The organism is Bremerella cremea, assembly GCF_003335505.1.
Lineage (GTDB): Bacteria > Planctomycetota > Planctomycetia > Pirellulales > Pirellulaceae > Bremerella > Bremerella cremea_A.
In genome coordinates this window covers 582,992-600,795 of the sequence record NZ_QPEX01000010.1, presented here as the reverse complement: position 1 = coordinate 600,795, position 17,804 = coordinate 582,992, and the positions used below count along the sequence as shown (strand labels likewise).

Genomic DNA, 17,804 nt, shown 5'->3' with positions numbered 1-17,804 from the left:
TTGATGGCAACGGGAAAAGTTGCCAGTCATTACTCGTCTCATCTGGAACTCATCAAAACCTTAAGGGCTAGCGAGTTTCCCGGTATTCGGGCAATGGCCTGCTGCCAATGTCCCCCGACAAAGGCAAACTGGCCGCGAGGCCAGGACGCAAAGCCTAGGACCACTTAACGGTGGCAGCCAGGCTGCCGAAGGGTTGACCCTGAGCGATGTTCGCTCACTTCCTGATGGCTGTGTATGGGACTGAGGCATTTACTTAGAGGTCCACATCCAACCGAGTTTTGCAGGCCGGCGAGATGGATTCGCTGTGGTTGGATAGTGGTATTAAGCATCTTTAGTATTGTGCCGCTTTTGGCAACGTTGGAGAAAAACTCATGCAAGGTCTCATCCAAAAAGTACAGAATTTTCTGGTATCCGAAGACGGTCCCACCGCGGTTGAATACGCCGTGATGTTGGCCCTGATCGTGATCGTATGTTTGACTGCGATTCAGGCGATCGGTACCCAGGCGAACCAAACGTTCACCTCGATTGGTAACGAAATGCAAACCGCCAATGGTAAGTACACCCCGTAACTTGGGTACTTACAGCGCATGAAGTCAGTCGGTGGCTTAAGCGTTGATTGGTCGAAAATCGGAAAGCCCCGGGGCACCCCATCGCGGGGGCCTGCGGGGCTTTTTTTTGCTTTGGATCGATTGTGGCGGGAATAACGAAACACTGTGCGACGGCAAGCTTTTCCCTTTAAGCAGAAATTGGGGAAAAAGCGGTCACGGTCGACCGCACGGATGCTTGCAGTGAGCTACTGTTTGGTGCCGGATTCCTTGAACTCAGGGGAACGGCAGCGAAAACGTGGTTACCTGGATTTAGCGCATTCAATAAGTGGTCAACCTTGCATACGACGCGCAAGGTGAGGAGAGAGTCATGGATCTTTTTGTAAGCTTGTCTGAAGTTATCGCAGAACATTGGCCTGTTTGGGTCGTTACTTTCACCTTGATTCTGGCAGCTGTCATCGATGGCTTTGAATTAAAGGTGCCGAACTGGATCACGTTCCCATTTGTTGCTAGCGGCTGGGTTTACAGCTTCTGCGCATTTGGCTGGGAAGGTCTTGGCTGGAGCCTGTTTGGCACGGTGATTGGTTTGGCTCTTCTTCTGCCGGCCTATGCAATTGGTGGCATGGGAGCTGGCGACGTGAAGTTGCTTGCTGGGGTGGGTGCCTGGATGTACGGCATGCACACGTTCTATGCGTTTTGCATTTCGGCGATTGTTGGTGCCGTGTTAGCGGTTGCCATGGTTGCAGTTCGCAAGGGCTGGAAAAAGCACTCGAACAACGCTCGCATTATTCTGAACGAGATCATGACGATTCGTGATCCGAATCAGTTGTCCAGCATCGCGGCCGAGCGAAAGCCCACGATGCTCCTGCTGCCTTACGGTATCCCGATCGCAATTGGGACTATTGGTTACTTCATCTGGATGGGACTGCTGGTATGACCCCGACACCTGCATGCACAGACTGCGCAACCGGTAATGTAAAAATGGGAGATATAAACGCGACTTTGCGAGCTCCCGATTTACGCCTTGATAAGGCATGCCGGTTATTCCGATTGAATCGATCAGGGGCGGCGGTGGTGGAATTTGCCATCGTAGCGCCGCTCTTTATCCTCCTGATCTTTGGAATGATCGAATACGGACGGATGGTCATGGTGCAGCAGGTGATTACAAACGCTTCACGCGAAGGGGCTCGGCGAGCAGTGCTCGATGGAGCGACCACTTCAACTGCAGTGGCTGCCGTAAATGAATTCCTCGATACGGCAGCCGTCAACAGCGGATCTGTCGAAGTAATTGTTTCGCCAGACCCGCCAGAAAACGCTGGCTATGGTGGCGCAGTTACGGTCACCGTTTCGGTTCCGTTCAGCAAAGTCAGCTGGTTACCGTCTCCGATGTACCTCGGATCAACCACCTTAGTTGCGAAAACAACGATGCGGCGAGAAACCGTTAAGTAACCGTTGATGCAAACTGTAACGAATATACGGAAATTGACAAACGCATTGATCGTGCGACTCGAACGGTTTGTTTTGACCTTCTTGTTGGCACGACCCGATAAATCCCCATAACCACGAGCCGTGGCCAGAGGGGCCTGAGGAGCTAGCGTATATCGGCACGGAGGCTAGCTGAACTAAGGAAAACCAAATGCGTCCAAAATCAATCATTCTGATCATTATCGCACTCGGGTGCGGGCTTGTCGCTTCGATCGGCATTAGCCAAGTGCTCGAGCAGAAAACGGCCGCGCCGGTACCTCAGGTCGAGATGGAGAATATCTTTGTCGCCTTAGAGGACATTGATATCAATGAACCGATCACGCCCGAGATGATCAGGTTAGAGCCATGGCCAGCGGATAAGATTCCTGACGGAGCGATTCGCGAGCTAGAAAATATCGAGAACCGTCGACCACGTTCTCGCCTGTTCACGGGCGAAGTTATCTTGGAAGGAAAGCTGTTTGGTTCGGAAGAAGACCATGGAGCTTCCAAGTTAATTCCCAAGGGATACCGCGTTCAAGCGATTCGAGTGACCGCAGACAGTGCCGTGGCTGGCCTCGTCCTGCCGGGCGACCGCGTCGACGTGCTGGTTTATCTGCAAGTGATGAACCAGAACAATCGTAGCCAAAAGAAGCAGATGACTCGGACGATTCTCACCAATTGCCGCGTGTTTGCTGTCAACGAACAGATTCATCGGGAAACCGATTCCCAAGGGAACTCGATCGCCGCCAAGACGGTCTCGCTCCTGGTGACGCCGAAGCAAGCGGAAATCTTGGTTTTGGCATCCAAGCTAGGTAGCTTGAGCTTGTCGCTTCGTCCGCCGGATGAATCGGGTGACGATGAAGCGGGCACAGCCGATGAAGCAACCTTGCGAGAATTGCTGGGTGAAGCGCAGAACGCTGATCCTCAGCAAGATCAGCCGCCGGCACCGCAGCCAGCGATGGTCAAAAAGGACTCGACCAGCAGCACCAACAGCTTCCTCGACTTCCTGAAAAATGCAAAGCCTGTTACGACGACTTCGACCACGGTTAACACCACACCTTCCCCGGCCAAACCGGAATGGACAATGGACTTGTTAAGTCCTGATGGTGTTCGCCGCTTTGAATTTGGCAGTGACGATCAGTTGCCGCAAGAAGTCGGCTCCGGTGGGGCTTCGATGCCTAGCGGGTTCAGCAGTCCTGCCCCGATTCCGGCTCAAACAACACAAACCACGAAGCTTCCCACTTTGCCGCCAGGCACGGTGGGGCAGCCTTCGCCAGGCAGCACCCCAGAGCCTAAATCGGACCTGGATAGGTTGCCGCCACCCAACGATCAAGACTCCATGCCAGCGGGGTCAGACTCAGACTCAGACTACGGACCGGACGCCGCCTAGTTACGTCCAGATTTTTCCACGGATTGGGAAATCGTTATTTCGGCGCAAGGAAAATCACGGATGATTATCATGCATCGCTTCGCGCGACATTTCGTCACGACAGCCGCCTTGTTGGCGCTTGCCGCGACCTGCGGCCAAGCCCAGACACAAGACGCGGCTCCGGATGTCAATTTCCAAGTCGCTTCTCCCAATCAGCGTTTGGAAATGATCGTCAATTCCAGCCGCATCTTTACCTTGGACAATAAGATTCCCAAGGCTCAGGTCAACAACCCAGACCTGTTGCGGCTAACTCCGCTATCTCCGAACAAGATCCAGGTCTCGGCCTTAAAGCCAGGCGTTACGCAAGTGAACTTGTGGTCGGAAGACGGCAGCATTTTCACGGTGGATGTGATTGTGATTGGCGATGGCCGCGAACTGCAGATGCTGCTGGAAAGTGAATTCCCCAACGCAACCATCAAGGTCCGTCCGTTGGCCAGCAGCGTGGTGCTGTCTGGGTTTGTCGATCGGCCAGACGCGGTTAGCCGAATTGTGGCCATGGCCGAAGACTACTACCCTCGCGTTATCAACAATATCACGGTGGGTGGTGTGCAGCAGGTGATGCTGAAGACCAAGGTGTATGAAGTTTCGCGGACCAAATTGCGGACGCTCGGTTTCGACTTTGCAGCCTACAATGGCAACGATTTCTTTGTGTCGAGCATCAGTGGAATCATCTCGAGTGTTGCCGCTCAAACGGGGCAAATCAGCACGAACTCAGCCGATACGGTGACGTTTGGTGTGGTGGGTAACAACAGCGGTTTCTTTGGGTTTATCGAAGCTCTTCGCCGCAATGGTCTGACCAAGTTGCTCTCGGAACCGACGTTGACTTCGGTGAGTGGGCGTCCGGCCAGCTTTCAATCGGGTGGTGAAGTTCCGATTCAGGTTTCTTCTGGCTTAGGTACCACCTCGATTCAGTTCAAAGAGTACGGTACACGCGTTGACTTTGTTCCCATCGTGCTTGGCAATGGAAACATCCGCTTGGAAATTCGCCCCTTGGTGAGCGAACTCGACTACAGTGTTGCCGTTAATGGAACGCCCGGTTTGAAGACCCGTTGGGTTGATACTTCCGTGGAAATGAAAGCGGGACAAACGCTGGCCCTGGCTGGTTTGATTCATGAAAAGATCGAAACCGAAAGCCAAGGTTTGCCATATTTGGCCGACATTCCTTGGGCAGGTGCTGCCTTTCGCCGCGAACAAGATCGACGGAACGAAGTTGAATTGCTGATAGTGGTGACGCCGGAGTTGGTCGGAGCGTTGGATCCGAACGAAGAGCCATGTGCCAAGCCAGGCACATCCAGCGGTCTGCTTAACGATACCGAACTCTACTGGCGTGGGTACACCGAAGTCCCGAACTGCGGTCCCAATGGTGGGGCAGCAGGGATGAGTGGTGGTGATATGAGTGGCGGCATGATCGGACCCACAGGACCGAGCATGATCGATGGTGAACTGATTCAGCCTGGCACACCCCTGATGGAAGTGCCCGCGCCCAGCGCACCGACGATTCAAATGAATTCGGAAATGCGTAGTGTACCGACTCCATCGGGGCCACGAAGCCAGCCGGTCTCGATCCAGCGGCCTGCCCCTGTGATGCGATCGGCCCCAGAAATACGGCGACCCGTAGCTCCGCCGCCCGCCTCATCCCAGCCAATGGGAGCAATGCCTGCGATGATTGGACCATCTGGTTACGACACGCTCGATTTTTAAGACGAAGGTGCGAATTGCGTACTAGAATTTCCTAAACCGAAAAAAAGGGAAATCTCTTCTTAGTGTCGCATTCGTGTCAGGAAAGAAAATATCGCTATGAGCAATGTATTACGAGTCGCTCTGGTCGATCCGAAGGACTCATCGCGAGAAACGTTAAAATCGACCCTGTTGGGGATGGATATTGTCTGGCTCGAAGCGGAGTGTTCGCGATATGAATTCTTCGCCGATGTGGTTGGACAAACCAATCCTGACATTGGGATCGTGTCCATCGATTCCGACCCAGACAAAGCGGTACGCTTGATTCAAGAGGTCCACGAGAGCACACCAGATTGCAGCATTCTGGTAGTAAGTGGATCCAGCGATGGCCAATTGATCTTGCGCGCCATGCGGGCCGGTGCCAAAGAGTTTCTTACGCAACCGCTGGGCATTGAAGACCTGGTCAGCGCCCTGGAACGAATCGGCCACCAACGTTTCGGCAAGGGAAGCACCAAATCGCGAAGCTGTAAGGTGATCACCGTATGTGGCGCAACCGGTGGCGTTGGCGCGACCAGCTTAGCAGTAAATTTGGGCTGTATTCTTGCGAGCAAAGAAGAGAACAACGTTGCGCTGATCGACCTCGACCTGGCACTGGGAGACAGCGACGTGTTTCTGGATACTATTCCGGATTACACATTGCTCGATGTCGCACAGAATATCAAGCGACTCGACTTCAACTTGCTGAAGCGCTCGCTAACCAGACATAGCAGCGGCTTGTATCTGCTGCCACGCCCGGTGCAATTGCAAGACGAAGCGCCCATCTCGCCGGATGACTTGACGCGTGTGATTGGTTTGATGAAAGCGACCTTCACGCACTTGATCATTGACACCTCGAAGTCGTATTCGGCCCTCGATATGGTGGCCATGAGAGAATCCAATATCAACTTGATGACAATTCAATTGGACCTGCCATGTCTGCGGAATGTGGTCCGTTTGATGATGAGCTTCGGAGAAATTGACGGGCTTAAAGAGAAGACGAAAGTGATCGTCAACCGTGTTGGTCTCGACAACGGTGAAATCAGCTTGAAGAAAGCCCAAGAGACGATTGGTAGCGAGATCTACTGGCAGATCCCCAATGAATACCGCGTGATGGTGGAAGTGCGGAATAACGGGGTGCCGCTGATCGAACAAGCCCCGAGAGCCGGCATCACGCAAGCGTTGGTTGGCTTGGCAGAATCTTTGGCGGGCGACGGCAGCAAGAAGGCCAATGCAAGCAAGTCGGGAATTGGACGTTGGTTCGGTTTCTTATCGTCAAAGAACGAAAAAGCGGCCAAGCCCGAAGAATCGGAAGTTTCTGCTGCCGACTAGATTTTTCCTCGCAACGAACGCGGATTATCTATCCCTATCCGCGAAGTTGGTAACGACCGCACATTCCGTGCGGTTTGCTATTTTCGGAACTTCGTCTCTCTCGCGCAAGTTTACGTGAGCTATGTTTTTAGGGACCGTTGCGTAGCCCTTGCTTGGCTCGGTCCTTTTCTCCTTGGGTAGCTCCACTCCTGCGATCTCGCCGCTGCTTTGCGGCATGCTGATGGCACGGCAACGTGAGGGGTTAGCCCAACAGAAATCTGGCATGCAAGCAGGGGAATTCAGGGCTGTCATCAAGTAGACGAAGGAATCGGATCATGCGACCAACGGTATCGGATCCCAAAGTATCGAACTCAAAGCAAGCAGAATTCGAGAACCTGAAACGGAAAATCCACGGCAAACTCGTGGACAAACTCGACCTTTCCAAGATCGGCGAATTGGAGGGGGACGTTCTCCGGCGTGAGATTCGTTTAGTCGTTGAGCATTTGTGCGACACAGAAGAAACGCTGCTCAATCGAACTGAGCGGGAACGCCTGATTGAAGAAGTCTTGGACGAGACGTTCGGCCTAGGCCCGCTGGAACTGCTTTTGAAAGACCATGGGATCAGCGATATTCTGATCAACGGTCCTCACCAGATCTATTGCGAAAAGAGCGGCAAGCTCGAACTGAGCAGTGTGAAGTTTCGCGACAACGAACATCTCTTGCAAATCATCGACCGCATCGTGTCGAAGGTTGGTCGTCGTGTCGACGAAACCTGCCCAATGGTCGACGCGCGGCTGCCTGACGGCTCGCGTTTTAACGCCATCATTCCGCCACTGGCCTTGGATGGTGCAGCCGTTTCGATTCGTCGCTTTGGTTCCAATCCCCTGAAATTGGAAGACCTACTTAACTACAAAGCATTCACGCCTGAGATGGTGATGCTGTTGGAAGGTGCCATCAAGGCTCGCTTGAATATCATCATCTCCGGGGGTACCGGTTCTGGTAAAACGACCCTGCTCAATACGCTGTCCAGCTTTATTAGCGGTGCCGAACGGATCGTCACGATCGAAGACGCGGCGGAACTTCAGTTGCAACAGGATCACGTGGTCCGCCTGGAAACACGCCCACCCAACGTGGAAGGGAAGGGTGGCGTCACCGCGACCGACCTGGTGAAAAACGCCCTGCGTATGCGACCGGAACGAATCATCATCGGTGAGTGTCGTGGTGCCGAAACGCTGGACATGCTACAGGCCATGAACACCGGTCACGAAGGTTCGATGACCACGATTCACAGTAATACGCCGCGCGATGCAATCGCGCGTATTGAAACGCTCATTTCGATGTCTGGCTTTGAATTGCCCGTTAAAGCCATGCGACAGCAGATCGCCAGCGCCGTCGATTTGATTATTCAAGCCAACCGTTTGCAAGGTGGTCCGCGGCGCGTGACCCACATTACCGAGGTGATCGGGATGGAGCAAGAGACGGTTGTGATGCAAGACATTTATCGTTACGAGCAGTCGGGTATCGATGAAACGGGCCGCGCGCGTGGTCGTTTCATCTCGACAGGTGTTCGTCCCAATTTCATGGAACGGCTCGAATCGGCTGGCGTTCGTCTGCCCGCAAGTGCGTTCCGTGAACGAATGATGCTCGAAGACTAACTCGGAAACAGTAGAGAAGCGATCATGTTGACGCTAGTAATCCTCGTTACAGTATTCGTTGGTGTAGCTACTTTGGTAGGCGCCGTAGCGCTGTTGTTTCGTGGGGATGCCAATCCCGAAATTGAAGGACGATTAGAGGTCTTGACCGGGCGCGGAAAGGCCGATCAAGGCAAAGCAGAACAGCAGGGTGGAATTCTCAGTCGCCCCGACGAAGTAGGCGGAGCGATCGAGGACTTTATCGCGCAGTATTTCAATTTGCGGCTCTACTTGGACCAAGCCGCAATGGATACCTCCGTCGCGAACTTCCTTACCCTTACCGCAGCGTTGGCGGGTGGTGCTGCGGTAATACCTTTTTTGCTGGGCCTGCCGTTCTATGTGGGGCCTCTGTTGGCCGTCCTCTTAGGTTTCTGCCCGTTGGGATATGTTTGGTACAAGCGAGGCAAACGCCTGACCAAATTTGGCGAGCAACTTCCGGACGCATTAGAACTCATCGCGCGCGCTTTGCGTGCTGGTCATAGTCTTGGGGCTGGTTTCCACTTGGTGAGCGAAGAAATGCTCGATCCGATTGGGGGCGAGTTCCGCAAGGTGTTCGAATCGCAAAATTTGGGCGTGCCGCTCGAAGAAGCGATCGTCGATATGACCGACCGTGTTCCCAACCTCGACTTGAAGTTCTTCGGAACGGCGGTCATTTTGCAGCGGCAAACGGGTGGTGATCTCGCGGAAATTCTCGACAAAATTGGTCGTCTGGTTCGTCAACGCATGGAGTTGTTTGGCCAAATCCAAGCACTGACCGGCGAAGGACGTATCTCTGGGATCGTGCTGTTAGGCATGCCACCTGTTTTGTTTGGCGTGATGTGGTACTTGAATCCCACTTACGTGATGACGTTGTTTACCGATCCTTTAGGGCAACAAATGTTGGCCGGTGCGGTTGTGATGCAGTTGATCGGGGCTTGGGTCATTAAGAAAATCATCGATATCAAGGTGTAAGCGAGCCATGTTTGAATCAGGTACCAACGGCGTCTTGATTATTGCGGTAGCTGTCTTTGGACTTATCGCGACGGGAATTTATTTTCTGGCCGACACGTTTTTCAAAGATAAGAGCCGAGCCGAAGATCGGCTTGACGGCTTAAAAGATCCGTATCTGCGGGGCGGTCGTAACGACAAAGGGGCCAAGGGGAATGCTCTTGGCAGGGCGCTCGAAAAGGCCTCGCCCGCGTTAGCCAAGCCAATGCAGCCGACCAACGCGAAAGATGCGATCAAGTTGAAAGATCGGCTATCGCACGCCGGCTTTCGCAGCGAAGCGGCACCGACGACCTTCTTAAGCTTGAAGTTCGCCGGACTGATTTGCGGTTTACTATTTGGCGGTGGAACGTTTTTCGTTCTCGGAGACTATTCCCTCTTTGGAATCTTAAAGGCCGGGATTGTCTTAGGGTTCTTCTTCTACTTGCCGGAAGTTGGCTTGTGGTACTTGGGGAAGAAACGCAAGGAGCAGATCTTTCGTGGCCTGCCAGACGCGCTCGACTTGATGGTGGTGTGTGTGGAAGCGGGGCTCGGTTTAGACCAGGCCATGCGACGTGTGGCCGAAGAAATGAAGAAAACCTATCGCGTGATCGCCGAAGAGTTCGGCATGTGCAACTTCCAACTGCAAATGGGACGCGCTCGCGTCGACGTGCTGCATGAACTTGGCCAGCGAACCGGCGTGGAAGATCTCCGTTCGCTCGCCGCGATTTTGATTCAGGCAGACAAGTTCGGTTCCAGCGTCGCCCAGGCCCTCCGCGTTCAAAGCGATGCCATGCGTACCCGTCGGCGGCAGATCGCCGAAGAGAAGGCGGCCAAGACGGCGGTGAAAATGATCTTCCCCCTAGTGTTCTTCATTTTCCCGGGGATTTTCGTGGTGCTTGTCGGACCAGCTGCGATTACGGTTGTTCGCGAGATGCTGCCAATGATGGCAGCGAACTCGTAAGATTACGTCGAGATTAACGATTTTATCTTTCATAACGGCCAGGGCAGGTCATGTATTGCCCTGGCTGTTGTCATGTCGATTCCTTCTCTGAACGAGAATAGCGCGCCTCAGGTCAGCAGAGGCGGCATGGACCCCGGCGAGAACCCACGGAAGGCGGCCACGCATGAAGATCGGCAACCTATTTACCAAAACCATTTTGGCGTCTCTGCTATTCTGCTCTGTCAGCCAAGCGGGTTGGAACGAGATGTGGGGACGAGTCCGTCTCGATTACGCTCGCAACAAGTGCTGGCCAGCTCCTTTTGTCGAGCAAGATCGTGCTTCCGTGCGAAATTACTTCGACCAAATGACAGCAGCCGGTATTCGGTTGCAAAATACCTTGAGTGACCATAACTTTGAGCCAGTGAACAACGAGGTTGTTCTTACGCATTCTGGCAAATTGAAGGTGCGTCAAATTCTTATGTCGGCAGAAGATCGCCGCATGGTGTTTGTCATGCGTGGGCTGACCGAAGAAGAGACCAATACCCGCATTGCTGCCGTGCATGCGGCCTTGCAGGATCTGGTCGGCAACGCAGATGCCACGGAAGTGCTGGTCAGTCCCAACCAACCGATTGGTCGCTCGGCCGACTACATTGACGATGTCTACCGCCGCGAACGTGCCACGATCCCGGCACCACGATTGCCCGCAAACGCGGATCAATAAACGCAGACTGATGTCCGCTGCAATCAAAACCTCGATGTGTGTGGGGACTCGCATCGAGGTTTACGCAAATCGCTAGAGTGCTCGCCACTAAAATGCCGATGCAATGAAAAGAAGAAATAATCATTGCAGACTGCCCTATTGCTAGCGGGCATCGGCAGGCGAACCCAAACCAGTGCATGGAGGCAATGGTCCGCAAGGGCCCTGCAAGGGATCGATGCGAAAGACTATCGCGAAGAGCGTTTTAAAAACCTGCACCCGTGACCTGCTTTGTGTCGGATTGTCGGTGCAAGCATTGATCGTTGCCCCCACTTTGGGCATGGGTGCCGAACGCCCCAAGCCAATTCATCAGGTCAGCCGAATCTCTGCCGAGACCAACGAAGGGAGCAAGCTGCGTTTGGTGCAGTTTGCTGGGGAAGAACCGTCCTCGGGGAACTCGATCACTTCCGCTTTTAAGAAAGCGGGTAGCTCGATCACGGGCTTCTTCACGCCTGCTCCGAACCCCGTTCACGCAGCCCACGAGCCCAAGGTCGCCGACGACGATCCCATCAGCCTCTCGAACATGCCCGACGAGGTAAACGCGGAAGTTTATATGAACGCCGCACGGATGATGGAGAACGGACGCAACTTCGAGGCGGCCGAGCGTCAGTATAAAACTTGCCTAGAGAAGTTTCCCAAGCATCGGGTTGCTTTGATTAGTTATGGCCGGTTGCTGCATCGTAGCAATCGCCTGGAAGAGTCGCTTACGATTTACGAAAAAGCGGCCAAGTATCACCCGGAAGATGCCATTATCTGCAACGATATGGGGCTTTGTCTGGCCCGGATGGGACGCAAGGAAGAGGCGATGGGTAACTTCCACAAGGCAACGGTAATTGCCCCGGAAGATCCTCGTTATCGCAACAATCTGGCGATGGTCTTGGTGGAAGCTGGTCGTAATGAAGAGGCCCTTTCTCAACTTGTTTATGCCCATGGAGATGCCAAGGGGCAGTACAACTTAGGGTTCCTGTTGTATCGCAAAGGAGATACGGCACGGGCAGCGTCCGCTTTTCAAAATGCCCTGGCGGCAGATGCCACTTTGAAACCAGCGGAAGAGATGTTGCGCCGCATTCAAAGCGAGCAGCCCAGCTTGCCGCAGATGGCCGCACCTGCTCAGGGGAACGCAACATTCATTAGCGATCAATCGCGGAACAATCCGGTCCGTTCGATCAACCGTCCCGTCGAGACCAACAGGGTTCCGCCCGCTCCGGAGTTGGAACCACCTCGTTTACTGCCACCGGTGAACTAAGCCGGCCATTCCTTGGCTAGTTGCCGTTTGTGATCTCGGAACGCTCGCACAATTCAGCGAGTGTCTGCATGATGATCGGGCCGACCTCAGGGCTGCAGCTGTTGATTTCGCCATACTGAGACATGCTGCGGCCATAGGCAAACGGAGGATCGCGGTCCCATTGTCGTTTGGGGATGATGTACCCGATTTCATCATTGGCCAGGCCCATCAGCATCCAGGGATGGTTGCCGAGTAAGTCTCTTACGATCGGCTCGATCGGGGCTTCCGGATAGTCGACATGCGGCATGGGCGGGTTCGGTACATCACCGGTGACCAATTCAGGGTAAAGCTCGCCTGGGATGCCTAGCAATCGCAACGGCCCAAGCGAAACTACTGCGACTTCAGAAACAATCGCTCCCCGTTCAGGGCGAAATTGCCGAGTAATTGGTTTCCCCCAAGATTTTGAATTGCCGGTCCATTCGTAGCTGTCCCGGCGGATAACGTTCAGGGAACGGGCGATGCGGTATAAGGGATTGTCGATCGGTATAGCGACTTCTTCGCGCTGGATAACGATCGGGGTTAAAGGGATGGGGCGGCTAGCCTGCACGGCATCGATCACCGCTTGGCCAACTGCGTTCCCATAAGCTTCCGCGTACTCGAAGTTACCCGGGTGAACAGGCTGGTTACTTTGATCGACGATGCCATCCTGAGGAGGAGCCAAGAGACCGCCGATGGCGCCACTCACATACACGGTTGGACAAGCATACTCTTGTTCAAGTCGCTTTTGCGTATAGTAAGGAAAGTCGGCCGTGATTTGTGTGTTCTTCGAGCCTAACGCTTCTGGGTGTGCCGTTCCTTGGACAAGTTGCCCGACTGGTGTGTTGTCGACCAGTGAGCGGAACTGGATGACTCGTATGGTCGAATCGATCACAATCGGCAAACGGCTATCGTGGACCAACTCAGGGCGGTCGATCGTGCCAAACTGCGCGGTGACCGGCTTGAGTGTCGTGCTGAGCTGTTTGACGAGAGTCACGACGGCCCGTTCTACGCGGTGGTTGTAAGCGTCGTCGACACCAGACTTGATGACCGATTCGCCCCAAAGACCTATCGTGTCTGGCCCTTCGTGGCTATGGGTACTGCAGACCATCACGTAGTCGACTTCTGGCAGTTGTTGGCGAATTCTAAGTGTCGAAGGCAACGACCAGCCGATCAGGTCGAGACTGACAATTGCAACCGATTGCTGCCCGTCGGATAGCAAAATCCCTCGCGCATTGAGGCGGTCGTGAATGTCCGTGGCGGCTCGGCCATGGTAGTAACCTGCCAGCCAAACGGCCTTGTTTTGGGCAAGGTCAGGCGTGATATCAACGTGGCCGATCGAAAACTGCAGCGGAGCGGCAAGCAAAGTAGGCGGGGCAGCCCACGAAACGATCGCCCAGGTAGCCATCGCGACTATGACGGTAAGAAATCGCACAGAAATCGTACTCCCCCCCTGTAATAAGCAAGAGATAACTTTAGCGTGCCGTGCCCGTGTTCAATTTAGTCTGTTCTCGGAAGGGGAACAACACACGGTCGTTCTCTATGCTAAGTCGCCTGTTTCATGGACCAAAGTTGATGGGCGTACGTACTTCACTCGGGGAACGAGCCAAATCATGGCGATTTTGGGGCTTTCTTCGGATTGTTCCGATTGTGGGGGATCGGTTCTGGTGGCGTCGAATTACCAGGCGGGGGGCTAGATACGAGATGCTCGTAGACGGCGAACCGCCGATTTGCTATTTTTGGCTGCTATGGAAAGCATGGGACAAGAATTACCAACGAGCTCATGGAAGACGGAAGAAGAGCTGATCGAAGCACTTCGCCGCCAGGAAGACGATGCGTACGAATTCTTGGTCCGTTCGTACAGCGGTCGTTTATTGGTAGTCGCCAAACGCTTTCTCGGGCAAGACCAGGACGCACAAGATGCCGTTCAGGACGCCTTTCTTTCGGCCTTCAAAGCGGTGGGCGATTTCGAGGGGAACTCGAAGCTCTCGACCTGGTTGCACCGCATTGTGGTGAACGCCTGCTTAATGAAGTTGCGTTCGCGAAAGCGCAAGCGGGAAAAAACGGTTGAAGAGTTACTGCCACACTTTGTGGCTGATGGACACCGTGACCAAGTCGAGCCTTCCTGGGCAGTTACGTTTGATACGGCAGTTCAAAGCCGGGAAACCCGCGAAATAGTTCGTCAAAGAATTGAAGAATTGCCAGAAAGTTACCGAACCGTATTGCTGCTTCGTGACATCGAAGAGTTAAGTACAGAGGAAACTGCGGCACGATTAAATTTAAGTGTTTCAGCCGTCAAGACGCGGCTACATCGAGCCCGACAGGCTTTGAAGACCCTGTTGGATCCGCATATGAATGGCGGGTACTAACATGAAACTGACATGCAAGGAACTTTACGACTTCATGGGGGATTACCTAGATGGTAACCTTCCCGATGACGTGATGTGCGTGATGAAAACTCACCTATCGCGCTGCCCATGCTGCGAGCACTATCTGGAAAATTACCGCATGGCTATCAAGCTGGGCAAAACCTGTTGTAAGCAATTTGCCGAAGAGCAAGTGCCCGATTCGGTGCCAGAACCGCTGATCCAAGCCATTCTAGAGGCCCGGAAAAAGAAATAATTGGGGCCGGTATCCGCCCACGAGGCGACGCTTGGTCACTTCAAAGAAAAAGGCCGTTTCAACGTCCGAAGAGCGTCGAAGCGGCCTTTGATTGTGTTCGTGGAAGGATACGTTGAGACTACCCTACCAGCTTGCGAAAGCCTGCGTAGAGTAGACCCAGCAGAGCTGAGATTCCGCCAATAATTTTTCCGATATTGCGAATCCGAAAACTGCCCGACGAACTGCTATTATTTGCGTACGTCTTTGTTCCGTTGTCACCTTCTTTATAGTCGAAGACGATACCGCAATGCGGGCAGCGATCGCCAGCTTTCACATTGCTCGAAACCGTTTTATTACAGCTAGAACAGTAATAATGGTCGACGACTTCTTGGCTGGGACCAAAATTTGAATTGGACGGGCCCGAGAATCGCGGGGGACGTGTATTGCTGGCAACTTGCTGCTGCTCCCGTTCTTTTTGTTTGGCCCGCCGTGCTTCTTCTGCCTCGTGCTCGAGTTGCTTTTGGTTGGCGTAGGCTAATTTCTCAGCTTCGCGCCGGCGCGCTTCTTCGATCTTTTGGTTTTCGGCTGCGATTTCTGCGGCGGTCTTAGGCGGTTCGTAAGCCGCAGTTTGATTGCCCAGCCGAGTTGGTTCGTAATTGTTATTGCTTGGCTGAGTAATTTCTGGCGGGGTGTAAGCAGGGCCGCCCATGGTTGGGTTGCTGCTGCCTGGCTCACCATTGCCAACAGGTTCGACTGGTTTCGGTGGAATCGAATCTTGTTCGCCCAGGGCTGTTAACTCGGCTCGCAGATAAGCTTGGTCCTCTTCGCTCATCTTATAGAACGGAACCTTGTGGGGCGTTTTGCCTTGCAACAAAATCACATGCCCGTCGAACATGCGGACGTACTTCGCTTTGATCTGGGTTCCCTGGTCGTCGGTCCACTCGCGCCAACCTTTTAAGTTACTGCGGCGGGGACGGGCGCTGGAGGAAGCTTCTTCTTCCTTTTGTTCTTCGAGGTACTCCTTGTCCGAGTTGCTGAAGCGATCGATCGAGATATCGTACGACTTCCCGTTCGAATCGATCCGGACCTTATTTCCATCGACGAATTCAACAAACTTGCCCGTTAGTGTCTTACCGGATGTGTCGGTCCAAGTGCGAACCTCAGCAGCTGTCGCAGCCGTTAGGAAAAGGCAGGATAATAAACAAGCGAAAAGGAATCGGCTGGCCACCATGATTTCCTCCCATCTTGGGTTGGCCCTAGTATTTCGGGCTGGCTAGGTTTACCGTCGCTAAATAGCTCTTGCGCGGTATGTTTTTTATGGATTCGTATGAGACGCGCAAATATTGATGGGGTTCCCTCAATTTTGATAGTAATTTTTTGGGGAAACCTTTCCCACGCGATATCTAGTTTAAGGGCACGCAGGAGCAAGTTAAGCTACTACCCGTCAGAGGTAGTTAGATGATACTAACATCTGAGACGGCTTGTCAATTTGAAACAGCGACTTTCTAGCAGAAATCTAACGGAGCCTACTTAGAGTTGGGGGCCCACTGGTTCCGCAGCTTCGGTTTCGTAGGATGACAAAACGCTTTGTGTCGTCGTCGCGTTCGCTGCTGAGGAAGGAAACATCATGCCGCTTAACGAGAGCTATCCTGCGTACTTGGCCAATAAGGCAATCTCGCCCAATTTCGATTTGTCGGTGGAAGACAAGTTTCGCCAAACCGAGGCCACCAAAGTGCCTCTCGCTAGCGCTGAAATAATGCAGAAAGCGATCGCCAGTGCTGCGGAAGCGGCCAAGCCGATGGCGGAGCTACCTTCTTATCGCCGCCAGGAAGTGTTGCAGTATTGTGTGAAGCGGTTCGAGGAACGGGCCGAAGAGTTCGCTGTCGCGCTTTGTGTCGAAGCGGGGAAGCCGATTCGGGACAGCCGGGGTGAAGTGACGCGGCTGATCGATACGTTTCGTGTAGCGGCGGAAGAAGCGACGCGTATGCTTGGCGAGGTCATGCCGCTCGATATCAGCGCCCGGGCGACAGGCTATCGAGGCATGTGGAAGCGGGTGCCGATTGGGCCGTGTGCGTTTATCACGCCGTTTAACTTTCCACTGAACTTGGTGGCTCATAAGGTGGCGCCAGCGTTGGCGGTGGGGTGCCCTTTTGTGTTGAAGCCAGCCAGTAAGACGCCGGTGGGGGCCTTGTTGATTGGGGAGATCTTGGCCGAAACCGATTTGCCGGCTGGGGCGTTCTCGATTTTGCCAGCCAACCGGGAAGCTGCCGACTTGTTGGTAACCGACGATCGTTTGAAAAAGCTCAGCTTCACTGGTTCTCAAGATGTAGGCTGGAAACTAAGAGCGCGGGCCAGCAAAAAGAAAGTCACGCTCGAATTAGGCGGAAACGCGGCGTGTATCGTGGACGAAGGTACGAACCTGGAAGACGCCGTCGACCGGATCATCTTCGGAGCGTTTTACCAATCGGGACAAAGCTGCGTTAGCGTGCAGCGAATCTTGATTCATAAAAGCTTGTACGAGAAAGCGGTCGCACTGCTTTGCGAAAAAATTAGCCAATTGAAAACGGGCGATCCGCAAAAGGAAGATACCTTCGTCGGCCCGATCATTTCTGCACAGGATGCCGAGCGAATTAGCGATTGGATTGCTTCGGCCACGGCAGCCGGAGGCAAAGTGTTGGCGGGTGGGCAGCGCGACGGGATCATGGTTTCGCCGACTTTGTTGGCGGATGTGCCTAAAAACGAACCGGTTTGCGCCAAAGAGGTTTTTGGCCCGGTGGCGGTTGTCAGTTCGTTCGAGACTTTCGACGACGCCCTGGCGGAAGCAAACGATACCGATTTTGGCCTCCAGGTTGGTATCTTTACCCGCGACATTCAGAAAGTGATGAAGGCCTGGGATACGATGGAAGTTGGCGGCGTTATCATCGGCGATGTTCCGTCCTGGCGTGTCGATCACATGCCGTATGGAGGCGTGAAGGAAAGTGGCATCGGGCGAGAAGGTGTCCGGTTTGCCATGCAAGATATGTCCGAAATCCGTAACCTCGTCATTCGGAGTGTGCCAGACTAGTTCGTCCCCTCGATTTGGTGGGCCAGTGGGAGTTTGGGAGCCACTTTTTTTGCTTCCCTTTC

The 17,804-nt window shown here is 53.7% G+C and carries 16 protein-coding genes and 1 riboswitch; of the genes, 14 read left to right on the top strand and 2 right to left on the bottom strand.

Annotated features, from left to right (window positions below; genetic code table 11):
• Positions 1–112: 112 nt before the first annotated feature.
• A riboswitch (cyclic di-GMP riboswitch) is annotated at positions 113–190 on the top strand.
• Positions 191–371: 181 nt separating this feature from the next.
• From DTL42_RS03590 to DTL42_RS03540, 11 genes are all read left to right on the top strand, one after another.
• Positions 372–569 carry a Flp family type IVb pilin gene (locus tag DTL42_RS03590; RefSeq protein WP_114367309.1) on the top strand — a complete coding sequence of 66 codons (198 nt, stop codon included), beginning with the start codon at positions 372–374 and terminating at the stop codon, positions 567–569.
• A 346-nt stretch (positions 570–915) separates the two neighbouring features.
• Positions 916–1,482 (top strand): A24 family peptidase, encoded by a 567-nt coding sequence (locus DTL42_RS03585; protein ID WP_114367308.1) that lies wholly within the window; start codon positions 916–918, stop codon positions 1,480–1,482.
• Between the two features lie 137 nt (positions 1,483–1,619).
• Complete coding sequence (locus DTL42_RS03580) at positions 1,620–1,994, top strand: TadE/TadG family type IV pilus assembly protein (RefSeq protein WP_234824059.1); 375 nt, start codon at positions 1,620–1,622, stop codon at positions 1,992–1,994.
• A gap of 187 nt (positions 1,995–2,181) precedes the next feature.
• Positions 2,182–3,399: a Flp pilus assembly protein CpaB gene (gene cpaB / locus DTL42_RS03575; protein WP_114367306.1), complete on the top strand. Its 1,218-nt coding sequence runs from the start codon at positions 2,182–2,184 to the stop codon at positions 3,397–3,399.
• A 60-nt stretch (positions 3,400–3,459) separates the two neighbouring features.
• A complete protein-coding gene (locus tag DTL42_RS03570) occupies positions 3,460–5,139 on the top strand; it encodes a type II and III secretion system protein family protein (protein WP_114367305.1) in 1,680 nt (559 codons plus the stop codon).
• Positions 5,140–5,235: 96 nt separating this feature from the next.
• The gene (locus DTL42_RS03565; RefSeq protein WP_114367304.1) at positions 5,236–6,483 is read left to right on the top strand and encodes a response regulator; all 1,248 of its coding nucleotides are present in this window, start codon (positions 5,236–5,238) and stop codon (positions 6,481–6,483) included.
• Positions 6,484–6,797: 314 nt separating this feature from the next.
• Entirely contained in the window at positions 6,798–8,117 is a 1,320-nt protein-coding gene (locus DTL42_RS03560) for a CpaF family protein (RefSeq protein ID WP_114367303.1), read from the top strand.
• 24 nt (positions 8,118–8,141) lie between these two features.
• Positions 8,142–9,104 carry a type II secretion system F family protein gene (locus DTL42_RS03555; RefSeq protein WP_114367302.1) on the top strand — a complete coding sequence of 321 codons (963 nt, stop codon included), beginning with the start codon at positions 8,142–8,144 and terminating at the stop codon, positions 9,102–9,104.
• A 7-nt stretch (positions 9,105–9,111) separates the two neighbouring features.
• Positions 9,112–10,080, top strand: a complete 969-nt coding sequence (locus DTL42_RS03550; RefSeq protein ID WP_199590020.1) for a type II secretion system F family protein — start codon at positions 9,112–9,114, stop codon at positions 10,078–10,080.
• 163 nt (positions 10,081–10,243) lie between these two features.
• Complete coding sequence (locus tag DTL42_RS03545; protein ID WP_114367301.1) at positions 10,244–10,780, top strand: hypothetical protein; 537 nt, start codon at positions 10,244–10,246, stop codon at positions 10,778–10,780.
• Between the two features lie 214 nt (positions 10,781–10,994).
• Positions 10,995–12,062, top strand: coding sequence for a tetratricopeptide repeat protein (locus DTL42_RS03540; RefSeq protein ID WP_114367300.1), 1,068 nt, complete (start codon positions 10,995–10,997; stop codon positions 12,060–12,062).
• A gap of 16 nt (positions 12,063–12,078) precedes the next feature.
• Here the strand turns inward: DTL42_RS03540 and DTL42_RS03535 are convergent, their stop codons facing one another.
• Positions 12,079–13,512: a hypothetical protein gene (locus tag DTL42_RS03535; RefSeq protein WP_147274146.1), complete on the bottom strand. Its 1,434-nt coding sequence runs from the start codon at positions 13,510–13,512 to the stop codon at positions 12,079–12,081.
• 322 nt (positions 13,513–13,834) lie between these two features.
• Between DTL42_RS03535 and DTL42_RS03530 the strand changes: the two genes are divergently transcribed.
• Both DTL42_RS03530 and DTL42_RS03525 read left to right on the top strand, forming a co-directional pair.
• Complete coding sequence (locus DTL42_RS03530) at positions 13,835–14,446, top strand: sigma-70 family RNA polymerase sigma factor (RefSeq protein ID WP_234824058.1); 612 nt, start codon at positions 13,835–13,837, stop codon at positions 14,444–14,446.
• Between the two features lies 1 nt (position 14,447).
• Positions 14,448–14,699 carry an anti-sigma factor family protein gene (locus DTL42_RS03525; RefSeq protein ID WP_114367297.1) on the top strand — a complete coding sequence of 84 codons (252 nt, stop codon included), beginning with the start codon at positions 14,448–14,450 and terminating at the stop codon, positions 14,697–14,699.
• Between the two features lie 118 nt (positions 14,700–14,817).
• Here DTL42_RS03525 and DTL42_RS03520 read toward each other — a convergent pair whose 3' ends face one another.
• A complete protein-coding gene (locus tag DTL42_RS03520) occupies positions 14,818–15,909 on the bottom strand; it encodes an SHD1 domain-containing protein (RefSeq protein WP_114367296.1) in 1,092 nt (363 codons plus the stop codon).
• Between the two features lie 396 nt (positions 15,910–16,305).
• On the opposite strand from DTL42_RS03520, the gene DTL42_RS03515 reads away from it, so the two are divergent.
• Complete coding sequence (locus DTL42_RS03515; protein WP_114367295.1) at positions 16,306–17,742, top strand: aldehyde dehydrogenase family protein; 1,437 nt, start codon at positions 16,306–16,308, stop codon at positions 17,740–17,742.
• Positions 17,743–17,804: the final 62 nt, after the last annotated feature.